The following is a 22729-nucleotide window of genomic DNA, read 5'->3' as shown; positions in this document are numbered from 1 at the left end:
ATCTCTTATTCTGTTTCTAGTCCAAGTGCTTGATGCACTAAATCTTTTTGTTGTTGATTGTGCACTGCTAAATAACCAACCGCAGGCGACGAAGATGCACTTCGACCAACATATTGCAATGTAGAACCGACAGGAATCACATCTCTAAAATGATGTTGGCTGCAATACCAAGCACCTTGATTTTGCGGCTCTTCCTGACACCAAACAAACTCTTTAACATGCTGATATTGCTCCATAATTTTATCCATATCAGCTTGAGGGAATGGATATAATTGCTCAATTCGGATAATTGCAACATTTTCGAGTTCATTTTTAGCTCTGGCATCACGCAAATCGTAATAAACTTTGCCGCTACACATCACAACTCTGTCTACTTTATCTGCCGCAATGTCATCAATTTCGCCAATAACATTATAAAATTCACCGGTTGCTAGTTCTTCTAAAGAAGAAACCGCTTGCGGATGTCTTAACAATGATTTAGGTGACATCACAACCAATGGACGACGCATGGGTCGAACCGCCTGGCGACGTAACATATTAAACACTTGGGCTGGCGTAGTAGGCACACAAACTTGAATATTATGATCGGCGCAAAGTTGTAAAAAGCGTTCCAAACGAGCAGATGAATGCTCAGGACCTTGTCCTTCATAACCATGAGGCAATAATAAGGTTAACCCACATAATCGACCCCATTTTTGTTCACCTGAACATAAAAATTGGTCAATAACCACTTGAGCACCATTGGCAAAATCACCAAACTGGGCTTCCCAAATGGTTAAAGTTTTTGGTTCTGCTGTCGCGTAACCATATTCAAATGCCAATACCGCCTCTTCTGATAATACAGAGTCAAATATTTCAATTTTACCTTGGTCTTCACTTACATGGCTTAATGGCATGTAAGGTTCGGCCGTTTCTTGATCATAAATAAAGGCATGTCGATGGAAGAAAGTACCGCGCCCACAATCTTGGCCAGTTAAACGAATTCGAGTACCGTTATCTACCATATCTGCATAGGCAAGTGTTTCGGCAAAGCCCCAATCCAATAATTTTTCACCAGATGCCATTTTAAAGCGATCTTGATAAATCTTTTTAACTCGAGATTGAGGTGTGACTGAATCAGGATACTGCGACACTGATTTAGCTAAGCGTTTTAACTCATCAATTGGTATTGCTTTATCGTACTCAATGTCCCAGTTATGATTTAAGAAAGGTCGCCAATCAACAGAGTGTTCCATCATAGAGCGCCATTCTTCAACCACACACGCGCCATGATCTAACGCTGAACGGTATTCTTCTATTGCTCGCTCGGCATCTTGTTCGGCTAACACGTTTTCGCTAATCAGCTGTTGCGCGTAAATTTGACGAGGTACTGGATGTTTTTTGATTTTTTTGTACATCAATGGCTGGGTTGCACTTGGCTCATCTGCTTCATTATGACCATGACGACGATAGCAAACTAAATCAATTACAACATCACGCTTAAATTTATTTCTAAAATCAAGTGCGACTTGCGTTGCAAAAATAACGGCTTCAGGATCATCTGAATTAACATGAAAAATAGGTGCCTGAACCATTTTTGCAATATCGGTACAATATTGAGTTGAACGGGTATCTTCCGGATTAGAAGTTGTAAAACCGACTTGGTTATTAACCACAATCCTAACCGTACCACCCACTGAATATGCACGCGTTTGTGACAAGTTAAATGTTTCTTGAACAACACCTTGACCTGCAATGGCTGAATCACCATGAATTGTAATTGGTAGTGCAAGTGTACCATCTGGGCAATCTCGTCTATCGATACGAGCGCGAACTGACCCCATCACTACAGGGTTTACAATTTCAAGGTGAGATGGGTTAAATGCTAACGCTAAATGCACGTTGCCGCCTGCAGTTGCAAAATCAGATGAATAACCCATATGATATTTCACATCGCCAGAACCTAGTGTTTCATCATGTTTACCAGCAAACTCATCAAATAAAACAGATGGATTTTTACCTAACACATTCACGAGTACATTTAAACGCCCGCGGTGAGCCATGCCAATCACGACTTCTTTAGTGCCTTGTTCACCGGCACGTGAAATTAGGTTTTTAAGCATAGGAATAAGCGCATCGCCACCTTCAAGTGAAAAGCGCTTAGCCCCTGGGAATTTACTCGCCAGGTATTTTTCTAAACCATCAGCTGCGACTAATTCTTTATATAATTTAATTTTTTGCTCTGACTCGAGCTGAGGTTCACATTGAACTGATTCTAATCTTTGTTGCAACCAGCGTTTTTCATCTGTTGATGTTAGGTACATATACTCAGCACCAACAGAGCCACAATAAGTTTTGACTAATTTACTGTGAATATCTTTTAGCGGCAGTTTTTCTTGTCCTACAGCTAAAGAGCCAACATTAAATGTTTTTTCTAAATCGTCTTGACTTAAATCATGATACGCTAATTCTAAATCTCGAACTCGCTGTTGCTGCCAAAGTCCAAGTGGGTCTAAATTAGCATGTTGATGGCCTCTAAAACGATAAGCATTAATCAGCTGTAAAACTTTTACTTGCTTAACATCAGAGTTGCCTTGCTGCACAACAACATGATTACGGCGTGGATTTTTCGCAGTTTCGCGAAACTCTTCACGAACATCTGAATGTTTTGTTTCAACAGAAACCCCTTCCACTTTAGGAAAAGAGTCGAACAGGGCTCGCCATTCATCATTAACACTTTGCGGGTTGTCTAAATATTGTTCGTATAACGCTTCAATATAAGTTGCATTGCCACCAGCTAACTGCGAAGACTCAAGCCAAGCTTTCATCGTGCCTTCATGCATTTTTATATCCTTCACCACTTTAATATTAATTTTTTAAAAAAAAGCCACTCTCTAATTGAGAATGGCTATTTAGTCACATCAGCTTAAACACTAAGTTTAAGTAACTATCTAAACAGCCTTGCTCAAAAGCATTGACTTAATTTTGCCAATTGCTTTTGTCGGATTTAAACCTTTAGGACATACACTAACGCAATTCATAATGCTATGACAACGAAATACGCTAAATGCATCATCTAAATCGGCTAAGCGTTCATCTTGAGCGCCGTCTCTGGTATCAGCTAAAAAACGATAAGCATGCAATAAACCAGCTGGACCGATAAATTTATCCGGGTTCCACCAAAATGAAGGACAAGAAGTTGAGCAACAGGCACATAAAATACATTCATACAAGCCATCTAATTCTTCGCGTTCTTCTGGTGATTGCAAATATTCTCTGGCAGGCTGCTCTTTCGCATCTGGAATTAAATATGGCTTAACTTTTTCATACTGAGTATAAAATTGACTCATATCAATAATTAAATCACGTACAACGGGTAAGCCCGGCAAAGGCCGAATAATAGCCTTTTTACCTTTTAATTCCGATAACGGGGTAATACAAGCCAAGCCATTTTTACCATTCATATTTAAACCGTCTGAGCCACAAACCCCTTCACGGCAAGAACGTCTAAATGATAAAGTTGGGTCTTGTTCTTTAAGCTGGATTAACGCATCCAACACCATAATGTCGCTACCCTCTTCAAGTTCAAGTTCATAGTCTTGCATCCGAGGTTTAGTATCAACATCTGGGTTATAGCGATAAATAGAAAATATACGTTTCATTACAGTACTCGCTTAATATGTTCTAACTTTTGGCGGGAACGCTTCACGTTCAACCGGCTGCATATTCACTTCACGACGAGTCATTGACTCAGTTTGAGGCTGATAAATTGAATGGCATAACCAATTTGCATCGTCACGATCTGGATAATCAAAACGACTGTGAGCCCCTCTACTTTCGGTTCGGTAATTTGCAGCAACCGCGGTTGCATATGCGGTTTCCATTAAGTTATCTAGTTCTAAGCATTCAATACGTGCTGTATTAAATTCGCGGCTCGTGTCATCTAATCTGGCAGATTTTAAACGCTCTTTAATTTCTTTTAATTCTGCCAAACCTTTTGCCATCGCATCGCCTTCTCTAAATACCGAGAAGTTTAATTGCATGCACTGCTGTAAATCTTTGCGAATTTGCACTGGGTCTTCACCCTTTTGCGTATTTTCCCAACGATTGGTTCGGGCTAATGCTTGTTCAATATCGTCTGAGTTAGCATCTTTAACCGCATAATCATTTAAGGCGCTGCCTAAATGTAGGCCAGTCGCTCGACCAAATACCACTAAATCTAATAACGAGTTACCACCCAAACGGTTTGCGCCGTGAACCGACACACAAGCTATTTCGCCACAAGCAAATAAACCTTCAACTAGTTTATCATTACCATTTTCATCAATCGTAATTGCTTGGCCATTAACGTTTGTTGGTATCCCACCCATCATATAATGACACGTTGGAATAACCGGAATCGGTTCTTTTACTGGGTCAATATGAGCAAAAGTTCGAGATAACTCTAAAATACCAGGTAAACGGCTTTCTAAAACTTCAGCGCCTAAATGGTCAAGTTTAAGCTTAATGTGTGGCCCTAATGGTCCTTCACAACCTCGACCTTCACGAATTTCAGTCATCATTGAACGCGCAACTACATCACGCCCAGCTAAATCTTTAGCATTAGGTGCATAACGTTCCATAAAACGTTCGCCGTCTTTATTTAATAAATAACCACCTTCGCCGCGGCACCCTTCAGTCACCAGTACACCAGCACCCGCTATCCCTGTTGGGTGAAATTGCCACATTTCAATATCTTGCACTGGAACACCCGCACGAAGTGCCATACCAACACCATCACCGGTATTAATATGAGCATTAGTGGTTGACGCAAAAATGCGACCTGCACCACCAGTCGCTAACACAGTAGCTTTGGCTTTAAAATAAACAATTTCACCAGATTCGATATCAATCGCTGTACAACCAACCACTGCACCATCTTGGTTTTTAACTAAATCTAATGCATACCATTCGCTAAAAACAGTTGTTTTATTTTTAACATTTTGTTGATACAACAAATGAAGTAACGCATGGCCGGTTCTATCTGCAGCAGCTGCGGTTCTTGCTGCTTGCTCACCACCAAATTCTTTTGATTGGCCGCCAAATGGTCTTTGGTAAATTTTACCGGCTTCCGTTCGTGAAAACGGTAAACCCATATTTTCAAGCTCAATAATTGCTTCTGGACCCGTTTTGCACATGTATTCAATTGCGTCTTGGTCACCAATATAATCAGACCCTTTAACAGTGTCATACATATGCCACTGCCAGTTATCATCATGTGCGTTACCAAGCGCTACGGTAATGCCACCTTGCGCCGAAACTGTATGTGAACGGGTTGGAAAAACTTTAGATAATAACGCACAGGTTTTACCTGATTCAGTAATTTGCAATGCTGCGCGCATACCCGCACCACCAGCACCAATCACGATAGCATCAAATTCTCTTACTGGAATTGTCACTTACACACCCCACAATACAGTTATGCCTGTTGCCACATAGGCAAGCGCAGCAATATTCAATAAAAATTGCAAACTAATACGAATACAAGTTGGTTTTACATAATCAGTTAAAACCTGCCATAAACCAATCCAAGCATGAACTAACAAAGCAAGCAAAGTTAATAAAGTAAAAACTTTAACCCAAATTGAAGAAAATAATTGAGTCCACTGAACGTAACTTAAATCTGGCGTGGTTATGAAAAAGCCAACCATAAATAAACTGTACGCCATTAAAACAATTGCAGAGGCTCTTATTAAAACATAATCGTGAACGCCGCTGCGGCCTAAAGATGCTGCATTTGCTACCATAACCATACTCCCGCTAATACCGACAGAATCAATGTCAGCGCAAAACTAATGATTGCACTTGACTGACCTGATTCAAGTTCTTCCCAATATCCCATATCCTGAATGATATGGCGGACGCCACCAATAAGGTGATATGCCAATGCGGTTAAAATACCCCAATAGATAAACTTGGCAAAAAATGTATCTGACCATTGCGAAACCATGTCAAAACCACTTGGCGATGACAAAGATTTAGCTAATAGCCACATTAAAATGCCCATTGCAAAAAACATGATGACACCGGAAATACGGTGCAAGATGGAAGCAATTGCGGAAGCCGGAAAGCTAATGGTTGTTAGCTCTAAATTGACTGGTCTTTGCTTTTTCACTGAATTATCCCACTTGTGTTATATTTGAAACTCATTCTCGTAGCGCGGTAAGTATAGTCAATACTTACGGTTTAACTATATGACTTTACAATTTATTTAAAAGCATTTTTTGCTTAAAAACCAAAAAATCTGATGATTGTTAATTATTACGCATTTGAATAGCGCTAAAATTTAAATTCACCTTTAATTTTATACCCTAAAAATTTAACAAAAGTTCATTTTTTTAATGAATTAAACCCATCATTGAAGTGAATGCTTTTTTCTGTATGGCTAAGCAAAAAATTAAGCTAGTATGTGGTTTGAAAAATATCAATGCAGTAAGCATAAATTAACAAATCTGATTTAAAACTTAAAATAAACGTATAAACGTTCGCTTTTTGTTTTCTGGTTGTTAAATTGATTGAGCTTATAAATTAAGTCTTTTATAAATTTAGTCTATCGATACAGCAGATTATCAGGTAAAGTAGTAAAAGTTCTATAAATTGACTTTTCTGGTCGATTTTAAGTATAAATAATTAAAATCACATGTCGCATGACTTGCTCGAAAGGAGAATTTCTATGGCTGACAAGAAAGCCATCCTTACTATTGACGGACAACAAATAGAATTACCTATTATGTCCGGTACTCTAGGCCAAGATGTAATCGATGTCCGTTCTTTAGGTAAGTTTGGTCACTTCACATTTGACCCAGGTTTTTTAGCCACTGGTTCTTGTGAATCTGAAATCACCTTTATTGATGGTGCAAATGGTGTATTACTACACCGTGGTTACCCTATTTCTCAACTAGCAACACAAGCTGACTACTTAGAAGTTTGTTACTTGTTACTTCACGGCGAAGCGCCTTCTGAAGAAGAGTATCAAGAATTTGTTAGTACCATCAAAAACCATACAATGGTTCACGAAGGTATTGAGTTTTTCTTTAGAGGCTTCCGTAGAGACGCCCACCCAATGGCGATGTTATGTGGCCTAGTTGGTGCATTGTCTTCTTTCTATCACAGAGATTTAGATATCACCGACCCTGAGCAAAGAGTTCGCTGTGCGACTCGCTTAGTAGCTAAGTTACCAACCATTGCTGCCATGTGTTACAAATACAGTATCAGTCAGCCATTTGTTTATCCTAAAAATGCCTTATCTTATTCTGAAAACTTTTTAAACATGATGTTTTCAGTACCAGCAGAAGATTATAAAATTGAACCTGCTGTTGCTAAAGCAATGGATAGAATTTTCACTTTGCATGCTGATCATGAGCAAAACGCATCAACGTCTACTGTTCGTTTAGCTGGCTCTTCTGGTGCTAACCCTTATGCATGTATTGCTGCAGGTATTGCGTCACTATGGGGACCTGCGCACGGTGGTGCGAATGAAGCTTGTTTAAATATGCTAGAAGAAATCGGTTCTGTTGACCGTATCGATGAGTATGTTGCAAGAGCAAAAGACAAAAATGACCCGTTCCGTTTAATGGGCTTTGGCCATCGAGTTTACAAAAACTTTGATCCACGAGCTAAAGTAATGCGTGAAACTTGTCATGAAGTACTAGAAGCATTAGGTATTAACGACCCATTATTAGACATTGCAATGCGTCTTGAGCAAATTGCATTAGAAGATGAATACTTTATTAGCAAAAAATTATATCCGAACGTTGATTTTTATTCGGGTATTATATTAAAAGCAATTGGTATTCCAACTAATATGTTTACCGTTATTTTTGCGATGTCTAGAACAATCGGTTGGATCTCACATTGGCATGAAATGCTTAGCCAACCAGGTGCTAAAATTGGCCGTCCTCGCCAGCTTTATACCGGTGCAAATGAACGAGAATTTCAACCCATTAAAAAATAATCGATTACATTTTTGATTATTTAATTGATTAAAACCACCTTCCGAGGTGGTTTTTTTATTTAGTTTTAAATTTCATAGCTCTAAGCGCTTGCTATCGCGTATAATCTCACCCCATGATTGTCTCTTTGTTATAAGTTGTATTTTGCTTCAATTTATTCGTCCTATTTTCAAACTCGCCTGGCCTATTTTTATCACCCAAAGTATTCAAACTTTAATGGTGACGGTTGATTTATTAATGTCTGCACAAGTGAGTGAGGCTGACATGGCCGCAGTAGGTACTAGTTTATCTATTTGGCACCCAGCATACTTTTTTTGTATGGGCGTTATTATGGTATTAGCCCCCGTATTGTCACACGCCTATGGTGAAAGTAATTATAAAAAACTCGGCCAATATTTTAATCAAGGGCTGTGGCTCGCGATCATTACCTGTGTATTTACTTTGTTTATTTTGGCTTTTTCAAAAGATTTTTTAGCCATTTTAAATTTAGAGCCCAAATTACAATCTATTGGCAGCGAATATCTATTTTATTTAAGCTTTGGCTTACCCTTTGTATGTTTAATTTCATGCTTTAGATTTTTAAATGAAGCGGTTGGACAAACCAAACCATTAATGATTTTAAGTGTACTTGCCATGCTTTTAAATATCCCACTTAACTGGATATTTATATACGGATTTTTAGATATTATCCCAGCATTTGGTGGCGCCGGTTGTGGTATTGCAACCAGTATCTCTACCGGTTTATTGTTGCTCGGTTTTATCTGTGTTACATTTATTCGTCCACTTACAAAACAAGCGCTTAGCGAATTTCGTTTAAGCTGGCCCGTATTTAGTGAGCTTTCTTATTTAATAAAAATAGGCATCCCAATTGGGTTTACTATTTTTATGGAGCTTGCGTTATTTGGCGCCGTTGCTCTGGCTATTGCAACGCATGGTACTTACCCTGCAGCAGCTCATCAAATTGCCTTAAATGTCACCACCAATTTTTATATGGTCCCGCTCAGCCTAGGCATGGCAACCACGGTATTAATTGGCCAAAAACTCGGTCAAAAACAAACAATACAAGCCAAAAAAGTTGCGCAATCGGGTATGGTAATGTGTATTGCCTTTGCATTATTTTCTTGTACTACCATTATGCTTTCACGTAGTTGGGTTATTCCCCTTTTTAGCGATTCGTTACCTGTATTTACCATTGCAATGTCACTATTATTTTGGGCTGCGTTATTTCAAATGTCAGATGGGATCCAAACTATCATTGCAGCCAGTTTACGCGGATATGCAGACACTCAAAAACCTATGTTATTGGTATTATTATCTTATTGGTTAATCGGGTTTCCTATGGGTTATATACTTGCCGAAACCAATTTAATTATATCGGCCATGGGGGTTAGTGCCTATTGGATAGGTTTATTGATCAGTTTATCTATGTCGGCCATACTACTAACGATAAGGCTTCTTTATTTTTGGCGAAAACCATGTGCGCAGCTCAACCAATAACTCAATCAATAAAAAGGTATTTTAGTTTATTCATCGTCATTTACTTACTTGCAAGTTGTGGTGAAACAGAGTTAACTCGTGAATGGCGAAAATACCCCGAACGCATAGCCAACTTAACAGACACTTCATTAAAAAGTTATCCTGATGCTCTAAACCAAATCCGGCTTAGCCCAGCGGATAAAAAACAATATCACATTCAAATTAATGCCATCGAGCTTAATTTATTTAAAGCGTTATCAATTAGCGATTGTAATTTACAACGGTATGTTGGTGAACGAAATTCTAGTTTAGGTAAAGTACATACCCCAACCAACCGGCTCATTTACGAACGCCAATTGCTCGATAGTTTAAATTTTTGTACCAGTATAAATGAGTCTGCTCATCAACTGATACTGACGCAATTAAAAACTAAAAAAAATAATAACTGGCCAGCAATCATTAATAACTACCTATTAAACTCAGAACCTTCAACCACGATTTTAGCGTCAAGTTCAACCCTGTTAGAGTCTGATAGCACAGGTTTTAATGCAAGTTTACATTTTATTGAACAATTAACTCGCTTTACTCAAACGCAACAAGCTGTCAAGTCAGACACTATTACTCAATTCAAATTGAGTGCCGCTCAATTATATAACCGCGCTTTTTTAAGTCGGCTTTTTTACACATTAGAATACACAAGCTATCAATTAAATCAGGTAACTTGGCTATTACAAAAACAAATTAACAAACAAGCCTGTAAAACCAATTTTAAACCCGTTGAAATTGAATATTTGCACAACGTGTTTATCAAATATTATGCCAGCATATTACAACCACACTTAACTAAACTAAATCGAATGCAGCTACAACTAGCGCCTAAAATCGCTAAATTATGGCAACACAGCCGTATCCAACAAAGTCAATTTGGACAAAGATATTTAAATAATGCTCATGATTCGGTTTTTCATGAGTTTGAGCTTAGTATTAAAAATCACACTCAAAACTGGCAAACTTTATTAAAACAGTGTCAACTTATGCCTACATCTTAAGGTAACCAAGCTTTGTAATTTAATAACAGTTAGCTATATATGTGTGACATTATATTTAAAAATAAAACTACAAACTCAACATTTTCCCTACAAATTTAATCAAAATAAGTTTAGTATGCTGTAAAATCTGTGAGCGCAACTGATAATAACGCCTTATAATTAACTGCTAATTTTCGAAAGATCAGGGTTTATGAAAAAAAGAATTAAATTGAATATCCCACTTTGTGCAATTATACTCTCCCTTTCGGGTTGCCAAAGCCAAGATCAAAACCAATCAGTTGTAACTTCGCCTACTCACGAACATAAACATGAGCAAGCCCAATCAAAGCCGGGAGATCGCAAAGGTCATGTTATGGATGAAGTTGTTCCCCGCGATGTTATTCCAAAAGCACCGATTTTAAATTTAGAAGAAGCTTTAGCCTCTTTTGAAATTCATCCTGACTTTGAATTAGAAACCATTGCGCACGATCCACTCATATTTGATCCGCTTGTGATTCAGTACGATGCAGCTGGCCGTATCTGGGCTTTAGAAATGACCACCTATATGCCAAACACTCAAGCTGATGGTGAAATGAAGCATGAAAGCCAAATTATTGTATTAACCGATACCGACAAAGACGGCAAAATGGACGACCGTCAGGTTATTATTGGAAACATTTTGCTACCGAGGGCACTCGCCTTTATTCAAGGCGGAATCCTATGGGCAGACCATACTAAACTCTACTTTTCAAAGGTAACAGAGCAAAATGGAAAGTTTAAATTAGAGAAGACAGAAGTCGTTGATCCCACATACGCTAAAGGCGGTAATATTGAACATAAAACCAATAGCTTATTATTCAATTTAGATAACTGGTATTACAATGCAAAATCTGCAAAACGATACCGCCCTTACCCTTTAGATGCTGAACTACCAAAAGATGCAAAAGAAATTTACCGCAACGAGCATTGGAAAATGGCCTTGGCCAGTACCGAGTACCGAGGCCAGTGGGGGTTAACAAAAGACGATTACGGCCGTTTGTACTTTAACGATAACTGGACACCCATTAAAACCACCTCATTTTTACCTAATGTTGCTAATCGAAATCCTAAACATAAATTCCCACCCGAAATTTTACAGCAAGCATTAGGCACAAACACTATTTACCCTATTCGCGTAACACCTGGCATTAACCGTGGGTATCAAGAAGGTAATTACCGCGAAGGCTATAAATTAAAGTATCACACAGCAGCCTGTGGGCCTGTAATTTACCGCGGAAATCAATTTCCTGAAAAATATTATGGAATTGGTTTAGTACAAGAACCAGCCGCTAATTTAATAAAAGCGACAAAAATTACCGAACAAAATGGTGTGGTTTCAGGCCAAGATTTATTCAACGAACAAGAAATCTTAGCCTCTACCGATGAAAGGTTCCGTCCTGTAAATGCTTACAACTCACCGGATGGCACCATTACCATCGTTGATTTTTATCATGGCATTTTGCAGCACAGAACATTTTTAACCAGCTATTTAGCTGAACAGATTAAAATGCGAGATTTAGAGCGCAGCAAACACATAGGCCGTTTGTACCGCCTAAAATATAAAAATGCGCCTTTGCCTAAAGTGGATTACTTGAATGATTTATCGGCGACAGAGTTAGTGCCATTTTTAACGCACAACAACGGCTGGCACAGAGACATGGCGCAGCAATTACTGGTCATGAAACAAGATAAGTCCGCTATCGCCGAGTTAAAAAAACTGTCATTAAACACGACAAACCCGCTGGCTCAAATTAAAGCTTTATGGACTTTAGAAGGATTAGGCATAGTCGATTTTGAGCTCATTAAACAAGTATCTACTTCTGCTAACAGCAAAGTAAAACGCAGCTTATATCGTTTAGTTGAGCTTCTGCCAACCAATGGTCAAATAAAAACCTGGGTACAAACACAAGTAGCAACAGTCAATTCAGAAACAGCACCTATTTTAAGTTTAGCAGCTGGCACACACCAAGTATGGCCAGCACTTAGCTCGCTGATTAACCAATTTGGTATTAACGATTTTACTTTTGCTGCCTTAGCGAGTCACGAGAATGATTACCTACAAAATCAAGCAGAGCATATTTCAGCGCAAGCTAAAGCAAAAATTACAGCTGTTGCCAATTATGTAAAAGCAAACGATAACAAATTAGCTTTAACCACTGCCCAGCGTGAAAGCGTGAATCGCGGCAAAGCCTTATATAACGGTGAAGCAGCTTGTTTTGGCTGCCACGGCGCAAATGGTGAGGGCAATACAATGATCCCGCCGCTAAACAATAGCGAATGGGTAGTGGGCTCAGAAAAACGTTTAGCTGCCATTTTATTACATGGCTTTTCTGGCCCGATTGAAGTTAATGGAAAAACTTTTACTTCGCCCATGACAATGCCGGGTTTAGCGCAAAATCCAGCAATGACAGACGAGCACCTAGCGGATATCTCAAGTTACATTCGCCATGCTTGGGATAACAATGCAAAACCAGTAAAAGCTAAGACATTTAAAAAGCTAAGAGCAGCAACCCAAACACAAAGTAAACCTTATACGGTTGAAACCATTAAAAATATTAAATAACGGCTTTATTATGAAAGAAATTAGATTAGGTATTATCGGATTGGGCAACATAGCCCAACAACACATCAATAATATTATTCAGGGTGAAGTAGCCAATTGTAAAATTACGGCAGTTGCATCACGTAACAAAACCCCATTAGCAGATGAAATTGGTGCACAGCATTTTAGTCATTACAGCGAATTAATGGATTCAGGTTTAGTGGATGCCGTATTAATTGCCACCCCTACGCTTTCTCATTTTGAAATGTCAGAATACGCCTTAAAGCGACATTTGCATGTCATGTTAGAAAAGCCGATTGGGCTATCATCTTATGAAGGCGAACAACTACTTAAATTAGTGCCGCAAGGTTGCCAGTTTGCGTTAATGCTCAACCAACGAACTGATCCCACTTACGCTAAAATTAAACAAACCGTTGATTCAGGCGTACTCGGTAAAATTCAACGCACCCATTGGACAATGACTAACTGGTTTAGACCCGACATTTATTTTAACGTAAGCGACTGGCGCGCGACATGGAAAGGCGAAGGCGGCGGTTTATTAGTTAATCAGTGCATTCATAATTTAGACATTTTTCAGTGGGTTTGTGGCTTACCATCGCAAATTACCGCATTTAGTGAATTTGGTAAGTATCATCCCATAGAAGTAGAAGACGAAGTTACCGCCTATTTACGATACGACAATCAGGCAACAGGCGTATTTATTGGCTCTACTGGCGAAGCGCCCGGTGTAAACAGATTCGATATTATCGGTGATAAAGGCAGCTTGCATTTTGACTCAGGTAAATTGATTCAAAAGCTTAATAACCAAAGCACTTCTGAATTTTGTCATACCACTACCGATATGTTTGGCATGCCAGAAGTTGCTGAAACAGACATAAGTACGACTGAAAAAGTCAATCAACACGCCATTATTATGAATAACTTTATCGATGCCATTAATCAAGGTACACCTTTAATTGCACCGGCTGATGCCGGACTGGCATCGTTAGATATTGCCAATGCCATTTTGTTATCTTCATGGCAGCAGCAAAGTATTAACTTACCGTTAGACAGAATCGCGTATCAACAAGAGCTTGAGCAAAAAATAAGTCAATCTAGTTTACGTGAAAAATCAAACGTAACGGCAACCGTAGATATGAGTAAATCATATCGCTAAATTGCTTAACCATAAAAACCAAATTTTTATGGTTAAAACTTTATTGTCAAAAGCAGCCGTTTAATAAAAAGTGCTAAAGATGGCTAAAGATAAGCTAGCCACTTTTTATTAAAACTAAAGTGTGAAAAACAAATAATAAGAGAAATACGAAATGCCTCAATCAAACACTCAAGCGCCTCTTGATAACACAAGTGAACAAGGAAGCGCTCAAAATAATAAGCAACTAGCGCAGCTACGAGCAATAAAAGATAAAGCTTGGTACGCCCGAGTCCCAACTTATTTAAAATTAAGCGGCCCAGGATGGCTACAAGGCGCAATGACATTAGGGGGCGGTAGTGCGGTCACCTCATTAACTATAGGCGCATTATTTGGCTACGATTTATTATGGGTTCAGCCCATTGCCATGCTCATTGGCTGTATTATGTTATTTGCACTTTCGCAGCAAACTTTGCATACCCAAAAGAAACCTTTCAATTCAATGAAAAAACACGTAAGTGTTTATATTGCATGGGGCTGGGCTATTGCTGCATTTGCATCCAGTATTATATGGGGTTTTGCACACTATCCGCTTAGCGCCGGCATGCTTGAAGAAATCATAGTGGTATCCACCGGGTTTGAAGTAGATAAAAGCAACACCCTAACCCGCGATTTATACCTACTCGCTTTAGCCATTATTATTTGGGCAGGCTGCGCCTTTACCGCTTGGCAATATGGCAACCACGATGCCAATGACCCAAATAAAAGTAATCGCGCTGTTACTTGGTTTGAAAACAGCATCAAAATTTTAAGTGGACTAATTATTATTGCATTTGCTTGGGTTGTGATTAGCGCTTCACTTAATGGCAAAGTTGATTGGTCGGCTGTTATGGCGGGTTATATCCCAACATCGTTACCAAATGACAGCCAAGGGGTTACCGTAGTAATGGCCGCGTTAGGTAGCGCAGTCGGTATTAACATGACTTTTATTTATGGCTATACCCTACTTCATAAAAAATGGACATCAGAACATATTGAACTATCAAGATACGATATCGGTGTTGGTTTAGTAGTACCTTACATTTTAGTCACCAGCTTAATTTCTATTGCTGCAGCTGGTGCGTTTTACGGCTCCGATTTAGACATTCAAGGTAAACTCAGCCCAACCCAAGCAGGCACTATGTTTATGTCTGCAGGTTTAGACGAAGTAACCAGCCGACTCATTTTTGCATTTGGTATTTTAGGTATGGCGGTTGGCTCACTCGTTATGCACATGCTTTGTTGTGGCTCAGCAGCAGCCGCTATGTTTAACTGGCCAGAAACCAGCATAAAATACAAACTTGCTTTATTAGCCCCTACCCCAGCCGTATTAGGGGTTTTTGTATGGTCAACCATGGGCGCATACGTGGTATTACCCACTTCAGCTATTTGCGGCTTTTTATTACCTATTGCTTACATTGGCTGGGCTATTTTAAACAACAAAAAAAGCTATATGGGCGATGCTATTCAAACTGGTTTTAAAAAACATGCATTCAATTTAGCCATGGCGCTTTGCATTATTACCGTATTAGCCAGTGTCACTTATTCAACCTTAGTTAAATTAGGATATATTTAAATGAGCGATAAGAACCAATCCCAAACGCTTAACACACAAGATAACAATCCGGTTAAAAAACCAGATATAAAAGACGGCGCAAACTATGCGCCTGTCGGCAAAGCGGTAAAAGTCGTTAAAGAAAACGAATTTATTTTTTCGGTAGCCTATCTAGACCATGGCCATATTCATGGTCAAACCAACGGTTTATTACAAGCAGGTGCTACCTTAAAATATGTTTACGACACAGATGAAAAACGCCTTGCTGAATTTTGCAAAAAATATCCGCAAGCCCAAGTCGCAGACTCATTTGAACAAATTTTAAATGACCAACAAACGCAATTAGTCGCTGCAGCGGCCATTCCTAATTTGCGTGCAGATATAGGCATTCAAGTAATGCAAGCCGGCAAAGACTACTTTACCGACAAATCACCTTTTACCAGCCTAGAACAACTTGAAAACGTAAAACAAGTTGTAGAACAAACCGGCCAAATTTACGCCGTTTATTACGCTGAACGGTTACACAATGAAGCCGCATGGCAAGCGGGTGAATTAATAAAACAAGGTAGAATCGGCCGCGTATTACAAGTGATTAACTTGGCACCGCATCGGCTGTCAAAAGACAAACGCCCTGACTGGTTTTTTGATAAACAGCAATACGGCGGCATTTTAACCGATATAGGTTCACATCAGGTTGAACAATTTTTAACTTACGCTGGCGAGCCAAATGCAACACTTAATTTTGCCCGCGCCAGTAACTTAAATAATGCAGACAAACCCGGCTTAGAAGATTTTGGCGAAATTTCAATGACAGGCCAAAACGGCAGCTCCTTTTACACCCGGGTAGACTGGTTTACCCCAGACGGACAAGCCACTTGGGGCGACGGCCGTACTTTTATTATTGGCACCCAAGGTAATATCGAAATTAGAAAATATAATGATGTAGCCCGCCAAGCGCCAGCGTCTAAATTATTTGTTACCGACGGCCAGCAAGAGCAAGAGATTGACTGTTATGGTGAATCAAGTTTTCCTTATTTTGGACAACTTATTTTGGATGTACTCAATCGCACTGAGCATTCAATGACACAAGCTCATACCTTTAAAGCGGCTGAGTTAAGCTTACTTGCTCAACAATTTGCCGACCGCAATCCAAACTAACCCAACTAAGGACTCAAAATGAAAAAGCTCATACTAGCATCATTTATTATGGGGATCTCAGCTTGCAGTATGCTACCTGGCTCAAACACCCAAGCTTTAGATGATAATTTAGATCACTGGAATAACGTATACAACGACGGCCAAGCTAAATTAGTAGGCGACGAAATTCAGCTTATCTCTAATGGCAACTGGTTTTATTTAACCGAAAAACAATATTCGGACTTTATTTTTGAAGCCGAAGTAAAAATGCCAAAAGTAGACGAATATTCAAACTCAGGTATTATTTTTAGAGCCCAAACCCGCCCAAGTAAAAAAGGTGGATTAGAAGCTTACGGATACCAAGCCGAAGTGGATCCAAGTGACAGAAAATGGAGTGGCGGCTTGTACGACCAAGGTAGAAGACAATGGTTAATGCCACTGCACAAAACCCGTTCAGCGCCAGATGGAGATTTTAAACAGAATTTATCACCAGAATGGACAGCTGAAAAAGCCAACGCCTACAAACCTTATGACTGGAATAAATACCGTATTGAATGCCGCGGCAGCGAAATTAAAATTTACCTAAATGGTGTGCTCACAACTCATGTAATTGATACTAAAGACAGTAAAGGTTACATAGGTATTCAACACCATGGCAGCCATGCATACAAAAAAAATGGCGACATGACTAACACGGTTAAATTTAAAAATATCAAAATAACCGAGCTATAATCGTTCTGTTTACCTAATCTACCCAAGCCTACAAGCCTTGGGTAGGTTGGATAAGCGCATAGCACGCACCCAACATTTTGGCGGATAGGTTGTAAATATCAGCTGTCAGGTAATAAGCTGACGTTTACGCAGCTCAAATCTTCCATATATGGTAGATTGAAATCAGCCTAGGCAACCCCCCAACATTTTGGCGGATGTATTTAAAATGTCAGCTGTCATAACGATTTATTAGAATTAGCTGCATCTCCAATCAGATGGCCAAATTATTCTGCCACTACACTTAGTACGATTGAAAAACAATAGCCTCACCCTCTCACCTATATTTTACTGGTGATAACACCTATTCATAAAACCTTCTATTATATCAAAAGCATCACCAACCTTGGCTGATTAAGCTGCTTTCGAGTATTAAAAATAGTGCATCTATAGCACCAATTCCATTATCACTCACACTTTTAAAACATAAAAATCAATTATTTATATCGAGTTAAACTACTTAACACAAGTAGCCCGTAGATTAAATTTTCAAATGATTGCTCTATAAATGTTTACGTATAGTTAATTTTATGTAATTATTATAAAACTTCATATGTAAATATATAAATGCAGGTGTAATAAATGACATATTCTTTTCAAAAAAAATTAATAGCTTTAACGGCTAGCTTGTTAATTGCAGCACCAAGCATCAGTGCTCCTTTTACTCAAGGGGGAACTTGGTATTGGGATGATGCTGACCGCCACGACACTAACGGTAGCTACCCCAACGACGATGGCGTAGTCAGAACCCAGCAAGCCCCGACGCTCGGCAGTGATAATGAACGAAACAATATTCGCAATAAATTTGATTCCGCTGGTGTACCTTGGGTTGAGGTAATTAATACCCCCTACTTTCTTGGCAATAACGCTCCGTTTGGAAACCAAATAGCAACGATGAATGCAGTGGAAAACACCGCAGACGCTTTGGCAAACCGCCCCGAGTCTGGGCCCGATGAGTGGCAAAGGGCTGTAAATCCAATCACTGTATTGTGGGGACCTGTTCAACTTGATAATGCTCGCCAAGAAATAGCAGATGATATCGAGCGTACTTTTGTATTTCGAGGCAACTGGAATATTGATGCGCCTATTTACGTTGGTAGCAACAAAACCATTTGGATCGATGGAGATCTAACTTATACAGGTGCGGATACCCCACATGTTGGCGGCGCAGCTTACACTCCAAAAGGTTCCAAAATGCATGGCGTTTTTACAGTTCGGCGTAAAGCGAGTGCTTGGGATGCAAATCGCGGAAATATCGGCGAAAATGATTGGACATCCTTGGGGCAAAACTATGCAGAGCCCCCAAATATTGTCGAGTTAAATAAACCTCTCAAAGAATCAATAGAAAACCAGCCGATTGTTCAGAATGTCACTTTTTTAGGTAGCCAACGAGGTAAAATCAAAGTTGAGTTAAGTACGGCACAATCTAACCCAGATGGCAATTGGGCTCGCTATGATCCTGATTTAAAACCTCGTAATTCTAATGGAACCCTAGCTAACACAGGCCAGGTGATTCCAAGAACCAATGGCATTCATTTTGATCATGCGAGAAATGTTGTTGTTGACGGTGTTCGACTCGAAGGTGCTTTAAACGCTATCTATGTCTCAGGCACGTTCCAGGTTGATATTAAAAATAATTTTATCGACAAATCTGTATTTAGAGGCGTGCACCTGCACGGTAGCGGTCATGCTGCAGATAACTTAGCTTTTGTACGTAATAACTTAATCACCCGAAACCATTGGGACGGCATAGATATAGATTCCCATTCAGCTCGCTATCAAGTTGAAGAGAATGTGATCATTGGTGCAGACAACAGGTTTTTAATCTGGACGGAAATTGATGCCCACCACAACCTTATTAACGATAATGTTGGAATCATTAATTTAACTCAACATTCTCCTATTGGCGCGGGCGGTTTTCAAGAAAATGGCACCGAAATGAATATTGGCGCTCAAGGTACACGTTGGAATACTTGGCAAAACAATAATATTTTTAATGCACTAGAAGCAAAACAAGGGTTTTTAATGCGTGGTACAGAATCTAACCGGGTCGTGCAGCAAGATAATGTAACTTGGTTTAACAACTATGTTTGGCAGCAAAAACGGAGCATGACAACAAGCAACCCAAAAATGGATGGCATTGTTGATGATGTTATGTATTTGTGGTTAAACAACGACGGTAATCCATAATCGATAAGCGGTGTTTGCCTACTTTTAAAACAAACACCGCTGTTGTTTGAAACGCCTACGGCGGTTCAAACCTACGAGAAATACGCAAACTTTTTCGAGTTTTGCCCTTATTTGATTAAAGAACTAGATACTTGTTTGATCTTAAAAACTATTTTGAAGGTGAACAATTGCCGACCTCCGTTAGTGTAATGGCGGCGGGTGATCATGAGTTTTCAAACAGCAAAAAAGAAGTAGTAACTGTTATCTCAGGTGAGATGACGGTTTTATTGCCGGGCGAAAGTGAATGTTAAATTTTTACTAATAGATCAAAGTTATGAAATTCCGACCAACGGTAGCTTTAAACTAACATTAACCTCATTTCGGGATAAAAAATCAAAAATATAAGGGACTATGAGTCTGTTCCACGAGCCGATCTTTCGACCAAAAAACACCGGAAAAATAAGGAACAGGCATGATCAAACTAGTAGAAACCTTCTGTGATGTCGATGACTTTTGCAAAGTTTTTATTCCAGAATGGGAAAAGCAGATGCTCGAAAATGGTACGAAAAAACGTCAGCGCAAAGGGCAAATGCAGATGAGAGAAATTATGACGATTCTTATCCTTTTTCACATGTCTCACTATCGAGATTTTAAGAATTTTCACCTTGATTATGTGCACCAATTCTATCGCAAATAATTTCCAAATTTACTTAGCTATACCCGATTTATTGAAGTTATGCCAAAGGCTTTAATACCAATCTGTTCTTACTTTACCACCTTGTAACGTAAGCCTACAGGCTTTGAATTTATTGACTCAACTAACCTATCTGTATGTCACTAGACATATAACATTCAAGACATAGAAGTATTAATGGTTTTATGCTGAATTTGATGTCAGGATTGGTGGCCTATTGCCTTAAAGATAACAAGCCAAGCCTTAATATTCCTGACATAGAGAAGAATTCTATGGTTAAGGCCTAAACCGATCTCGGGTTATTTAAAATGTCAGCTGTCCTAACGATTTATTGAAATTAGCTGCATCTCTAATCAGATGGCCAAATTATTCTGCCACTACAAAATCTATAGAAAATTAAATTGCATTTAAAAGAGACTCCCTTTCAACTTGAGATTTGGCAACGTTTATTAACATGCCATTTGCTCAATTAAGCATTCATGCCAATATTGCTACGCAAATAAACCCTAAAACAATTAGTATTTTGTTATTGTGAGTGACTTTGTTATGTTCAGCGCATAATATTAACAATTAATATATATTTTCATCTTCTTTAGAGTTGCGTTTTGTACTCTGAGTACTTGATTTACTCTGATAATTTATCTTTAAAAAGGACATGCCTGTTTATGATTATCTTTTTCATTTGCCTCACTATTTTGATTTTAGGATATAAATTTTATAGCCCGTTTGTTGAAAAACAGGCGGGGATCGATCCATCGGTAACCACTCCTCAAGTCCGTTTCAACGAGGGCGTTGATTATGTCGCAATTCATCCTGTGAGAGCATTTTTAATTCAATTTTTGAATATTGCAGGCGTTGGACCTATTTTTGGGCCCATTTTAGGGGCTTTATATGGTCCTATTGCGTTGGTTTGGATTGTGCTTGGGAATGTTTTAGGCGGTGCGGTACATGATTATTTTTCGGGGGTGATGAGTATTAAAGAAGATGGTAAAAGTTTGCCGGAAATTGCTGGTCATTATTACAACATTGTGTTTAAAGGATTAATGTTAATTTTTACGGCGATGTTACTCTTTTTTGTCGGGGTGGTTTTTATTATGAGTCCCGCAGGTTTATTAAGTAATTTAGACTTTTTTAAAGATACCTTCATGGCCGACAATACTTTTTGGGTGTTAATAATTTTAGGTTATTATTTTTTAGCTACTTTACTACCGATAGATAAAATTATTACTAAATTTTACCCTATTTTTGGGTTATTGATGATAGTGATGACAACCCTGATCGCGATTGCGCTATTAATGGATGCACCACATTTGCCGATGACTGGAGATTTTTTAGCTTATTTTGAAACTGATCATGCTCATGATTTTTTAGCCCCTAACCCTGATGGGCTACCAACTTGGCCATTATTATTTATTACGATTACCTGTGGAGCAATTAGTGGATTTCATTCTACACAGGCACCGATTATTGCACGTTGCCTAACGAATGAAAAATATGTTCGCCCTGTTTATTATGGCGCTATGACATGCGAAGGTATTGTAGCTTGTGTATGGGCTTTAGCGGGAATTGCTGCGTTTCCAGAAGGGTATGCTGGATTAAAAGCAATGTTAGATATTGGTGGCCCTGGTTTAGTGGTGAACCATGTCGCAACAAGCTATCTAGGCGTTTTTGGTGGTATTATGGCAATTATGGCAGTGGCGGTTTTTCCAATTACTTCGGGCGACACTGCGTTTCGTTCACTGCGCCTAACGATAGTTGACGCTTTTAATATACCGCAAAGTATACGTAATCGTTTATTGTTAGCTGTACCTATTTTGACGATTGCTTATTTTATGACAAAGCTCGACTTTACTGTTATTTGGCGATATTTTGCTTTTTCTAATATGTTGCTTTCAACTAGTGTCTTGTGGTTGGCCACTAAATATTTGTTTGATCGAGGTACTTTCCATTGGGTAGTCAGTATTCCAGCCGTTATTGCAACCGCTGTCACGGTTTCTTATATTATGACCGCTGCGATTGGCTTTAATTTATCGCCTGAGTTAAGCAAACCAATTGGCATTGTTGTGGTCCTAATCGGCTTGATTGCGTTGGTATTCACTCATAAGAAACAGCAATTAGCTTAGGTCTAGTTTTAGCTTAATTCTATTTAGTGAGTTATT

Annotated in this window: 16 protein-coding genes and 2 pseudogenes; 13 read left to right on the top strand and 5 right to left on the bottom strand. The window is 39.0% G+C overall.

Features of this window, described 5'->3' with window-relative positions:
* Positions 1–5 precede the first annotated feature (5 nt).
* From sucA to sdhC, 5 genes are all read right to left on the bottom strand, one after another.
* Positions 6–2822: a 2-oxoglutarate dehydrogenase E1 component gene (sucA, locus tag OLW01_RS05685; protein ID WP_268075764.1), complete on the bottom strand. Its 2817-nt coding sequence runs from the start codon at positions 2820–2822 to the stop codon at positions 6–8.
* 108 nt (positions 2823–2930) lie between these two features.
* Complete coding sequence (locus OLW01_RS05680; protein ID WP_268075763.1) at positions 2931–3641, bottom strand: succinate dehydrogenase iron-sulfur subunit; 711 nt, start codon at positions 3639–3641, stop codon at positions 2931–2933.
* A gap of 12 nt (positions 3642–3653) precedes the next feature.
* Positions 3654–5417, bottom strand: coding sequence for a succinate dehydrogenase flavoprotein subunit (gene sdhA, locus OLW01_RS05675; protein WP_268075762.1), 1764 nt, complete (start codon positions 5415–5417; stop codon positions 3654–3656).
* The gene (sdhD, locus tag OLW01_RS05670) at positions 5418–5765 is read right to left on the bottom strand and encodes a succinate dehydrogenase, hydrophobic membrane anchor protein (RefSeq protein WP_268075761.1); all 348 of its coding nucleotides are present in this window, start codon (positions 5763–5765) and stop codon (positions 5418–5420) included. It lies immediately after the preceding gene.
* Entirely contained in the window at positions 5759–6133 is a 375-nt protein-coding gene (gene sdhC / locus OLW01_RS05665; protein WP_268075760.1) for a succinate dehydrogenase cytochrome b556 subunit, read from the bottom strand. Before sdhC ends, sdhD begins: the two co-directional genes overlap by 7 nt.
* A 558-nt stretch (positions 6134–6691) precedes the next feature.
* Between sdhC and gltA the strand changes: the two genes are divergently transcribed.
* The 13 genes and pseudogenes from gltA (at position 6692) to OLW01_RS05605 (ending at position 22693) form a co-directional block, all read left to right on the top strand.
* Positions 6692–7972: a citrate synthase gene (gene gltA / locus OLW01_RS05660; RefSeq protein ID WP_268075759.1), complete on the top strand. Its 1281-nt coding sequence runs from the start codon at positions 6692–6694 to the stop codon at positions 7970–7972.
* Positions 7973–8114: 142 nt separating this feature from the next.
* On the top strand, positions 8115–9467 hold the full coding sequence (locus OLW01_RS05655; RefSeq protein ID WP_268075758.1) for an MATE family efflux transporter: 1353 nt from the start codon (positions 8115–8117) through the stop codon (positions 9465–9467).
* Entirely contained in the window at positions 9446–10495 is a 1050-nt protein-coding gene (locus OLW01_RS05650) for a DUF3080 family protein (protein WP_268075757.1), read from the top strand. Before OLW01_RS05655 ends, OLW01_RS05650 begins: the two co-directional genes overlap by 22 nt.
* Before the next feature lie 190 nt (positions 10496–10685).
* Positions 10686–13076: a PVC-type heme-binding CxxCH protein gene (locus tag OLW01_RS05645; protein WP_268075756.1), complete on the top strand. Its 2391-nt coding sequence runs from the start codon at positions 10686–10688 to the stop codon at positions 13074–13076.
* 10 nt (positions 13077–13086) lie between these two features.
* The gene (locus tag OLW01_RS05640; RefSeq protein ID WP_268075755.1) at positions 13087–14232 is read left to right on the top strand and encodes a Gfo/Idh/MocA family protein; all 1146 of its coding nucleotides are present in this window, start codon (positions 13087–13089) and stop codon (positions 14230–14232) included.
* A 151-nt stretch (positions 14233–14383) separates the two neighbouring features.
* On the top strand, positions 14384–15823 hold the full coding sequence (locus tag OLW01_RS05635) for a divalent metal cation transporter (RefSeq protein ID WP_268075754.1): 1440 nt from the start codon (positions 14384–14386) through the stop codon (positions 15821–15823).
* Positions 15824–16960, top strand: a complete 1137-nt coding sequence (locus OLW01_RS05630; protein ID WP_268075753.1) for a Gfo/Idh/MocA family protein — start codon at positions 15824–15826, stop codon at positions 16958–16960.
* A gap of 18 nt (positions 16961–16978) precedes the next feature.
* On the top strand, positions 16979–17671 hold the full coding sequence (locus tag OLW01_RS05625) for a 3-keto-disaccharide hydrolase (protein ID WP_268075752.1): 693 nt from the start codon (positions 16979–16981) through the stop codon (positions 17669–17671).
* A gap of 618 nt (positions 17672–18289) precedes the next feature.
* Positions 18290–19897, top strand: a complete 1608-nt coding sequence (locus OLW01_RS05620; protein WP_268075751.1) for a right-handed parallel beta-helix repeat-containing protein — start codon at positions 18290–18292, stop codon at positions 19895–19897.
* A gap of 131 nt (positions 19898–20028) precedes the next feature.
* On the top strand, positions 20029–20187 hold the full coding sequence (locus OLW01_RS05615) for a pyrimidine/purine nucleoside phosphorylase (protein ID WP_268075750.1): 159 nt from the start codon (positions 20029–20031) through the stop codon (positions 20185–20187).
* Positions 20188–20348: 161 nt separating this feature from the next.
* Positions 20349–20657: pseudogene (locus tag OLW01_RS18485) on the top strand (IS982 family transposase); the annotation flags it as partial.
* A 68-nt stretch (positions 20658–20725) separates the two neighbouring features.
* Positions 20726–20857: pseudogene (locus tag OLW01_RS18480) on the top strand (IS982 family transposase); the annotation flags it as partial.
* Positions 20858–21235: 378 nt separating this feature from the next.
* Positions 21236–22693, top strand: coding sequence for a carbon starvation CstA family protein (locus OLW01_RS05605; RefSeq protein WP_268075749.1), 1458 nt, complete (start codon positions 21236–21238; stop codon positions 22691–22693).
* Positions 22694–22729 lie beyond the last annotated feature (36 nt).

It is taken from the genome of Catenovulum adriaticum (assembly GCF_026725475.1).
Taxonomy (GTDB): Bacteria; Pseudomonadota; Gammaproteobacteria; order Enterobacterales; family Alteromonadaceae; genus Catenovulum; species Catenovulum adriaticum.
This window is presented reverse-complemented; position numbering and strand designations above follow the sequence as displayed.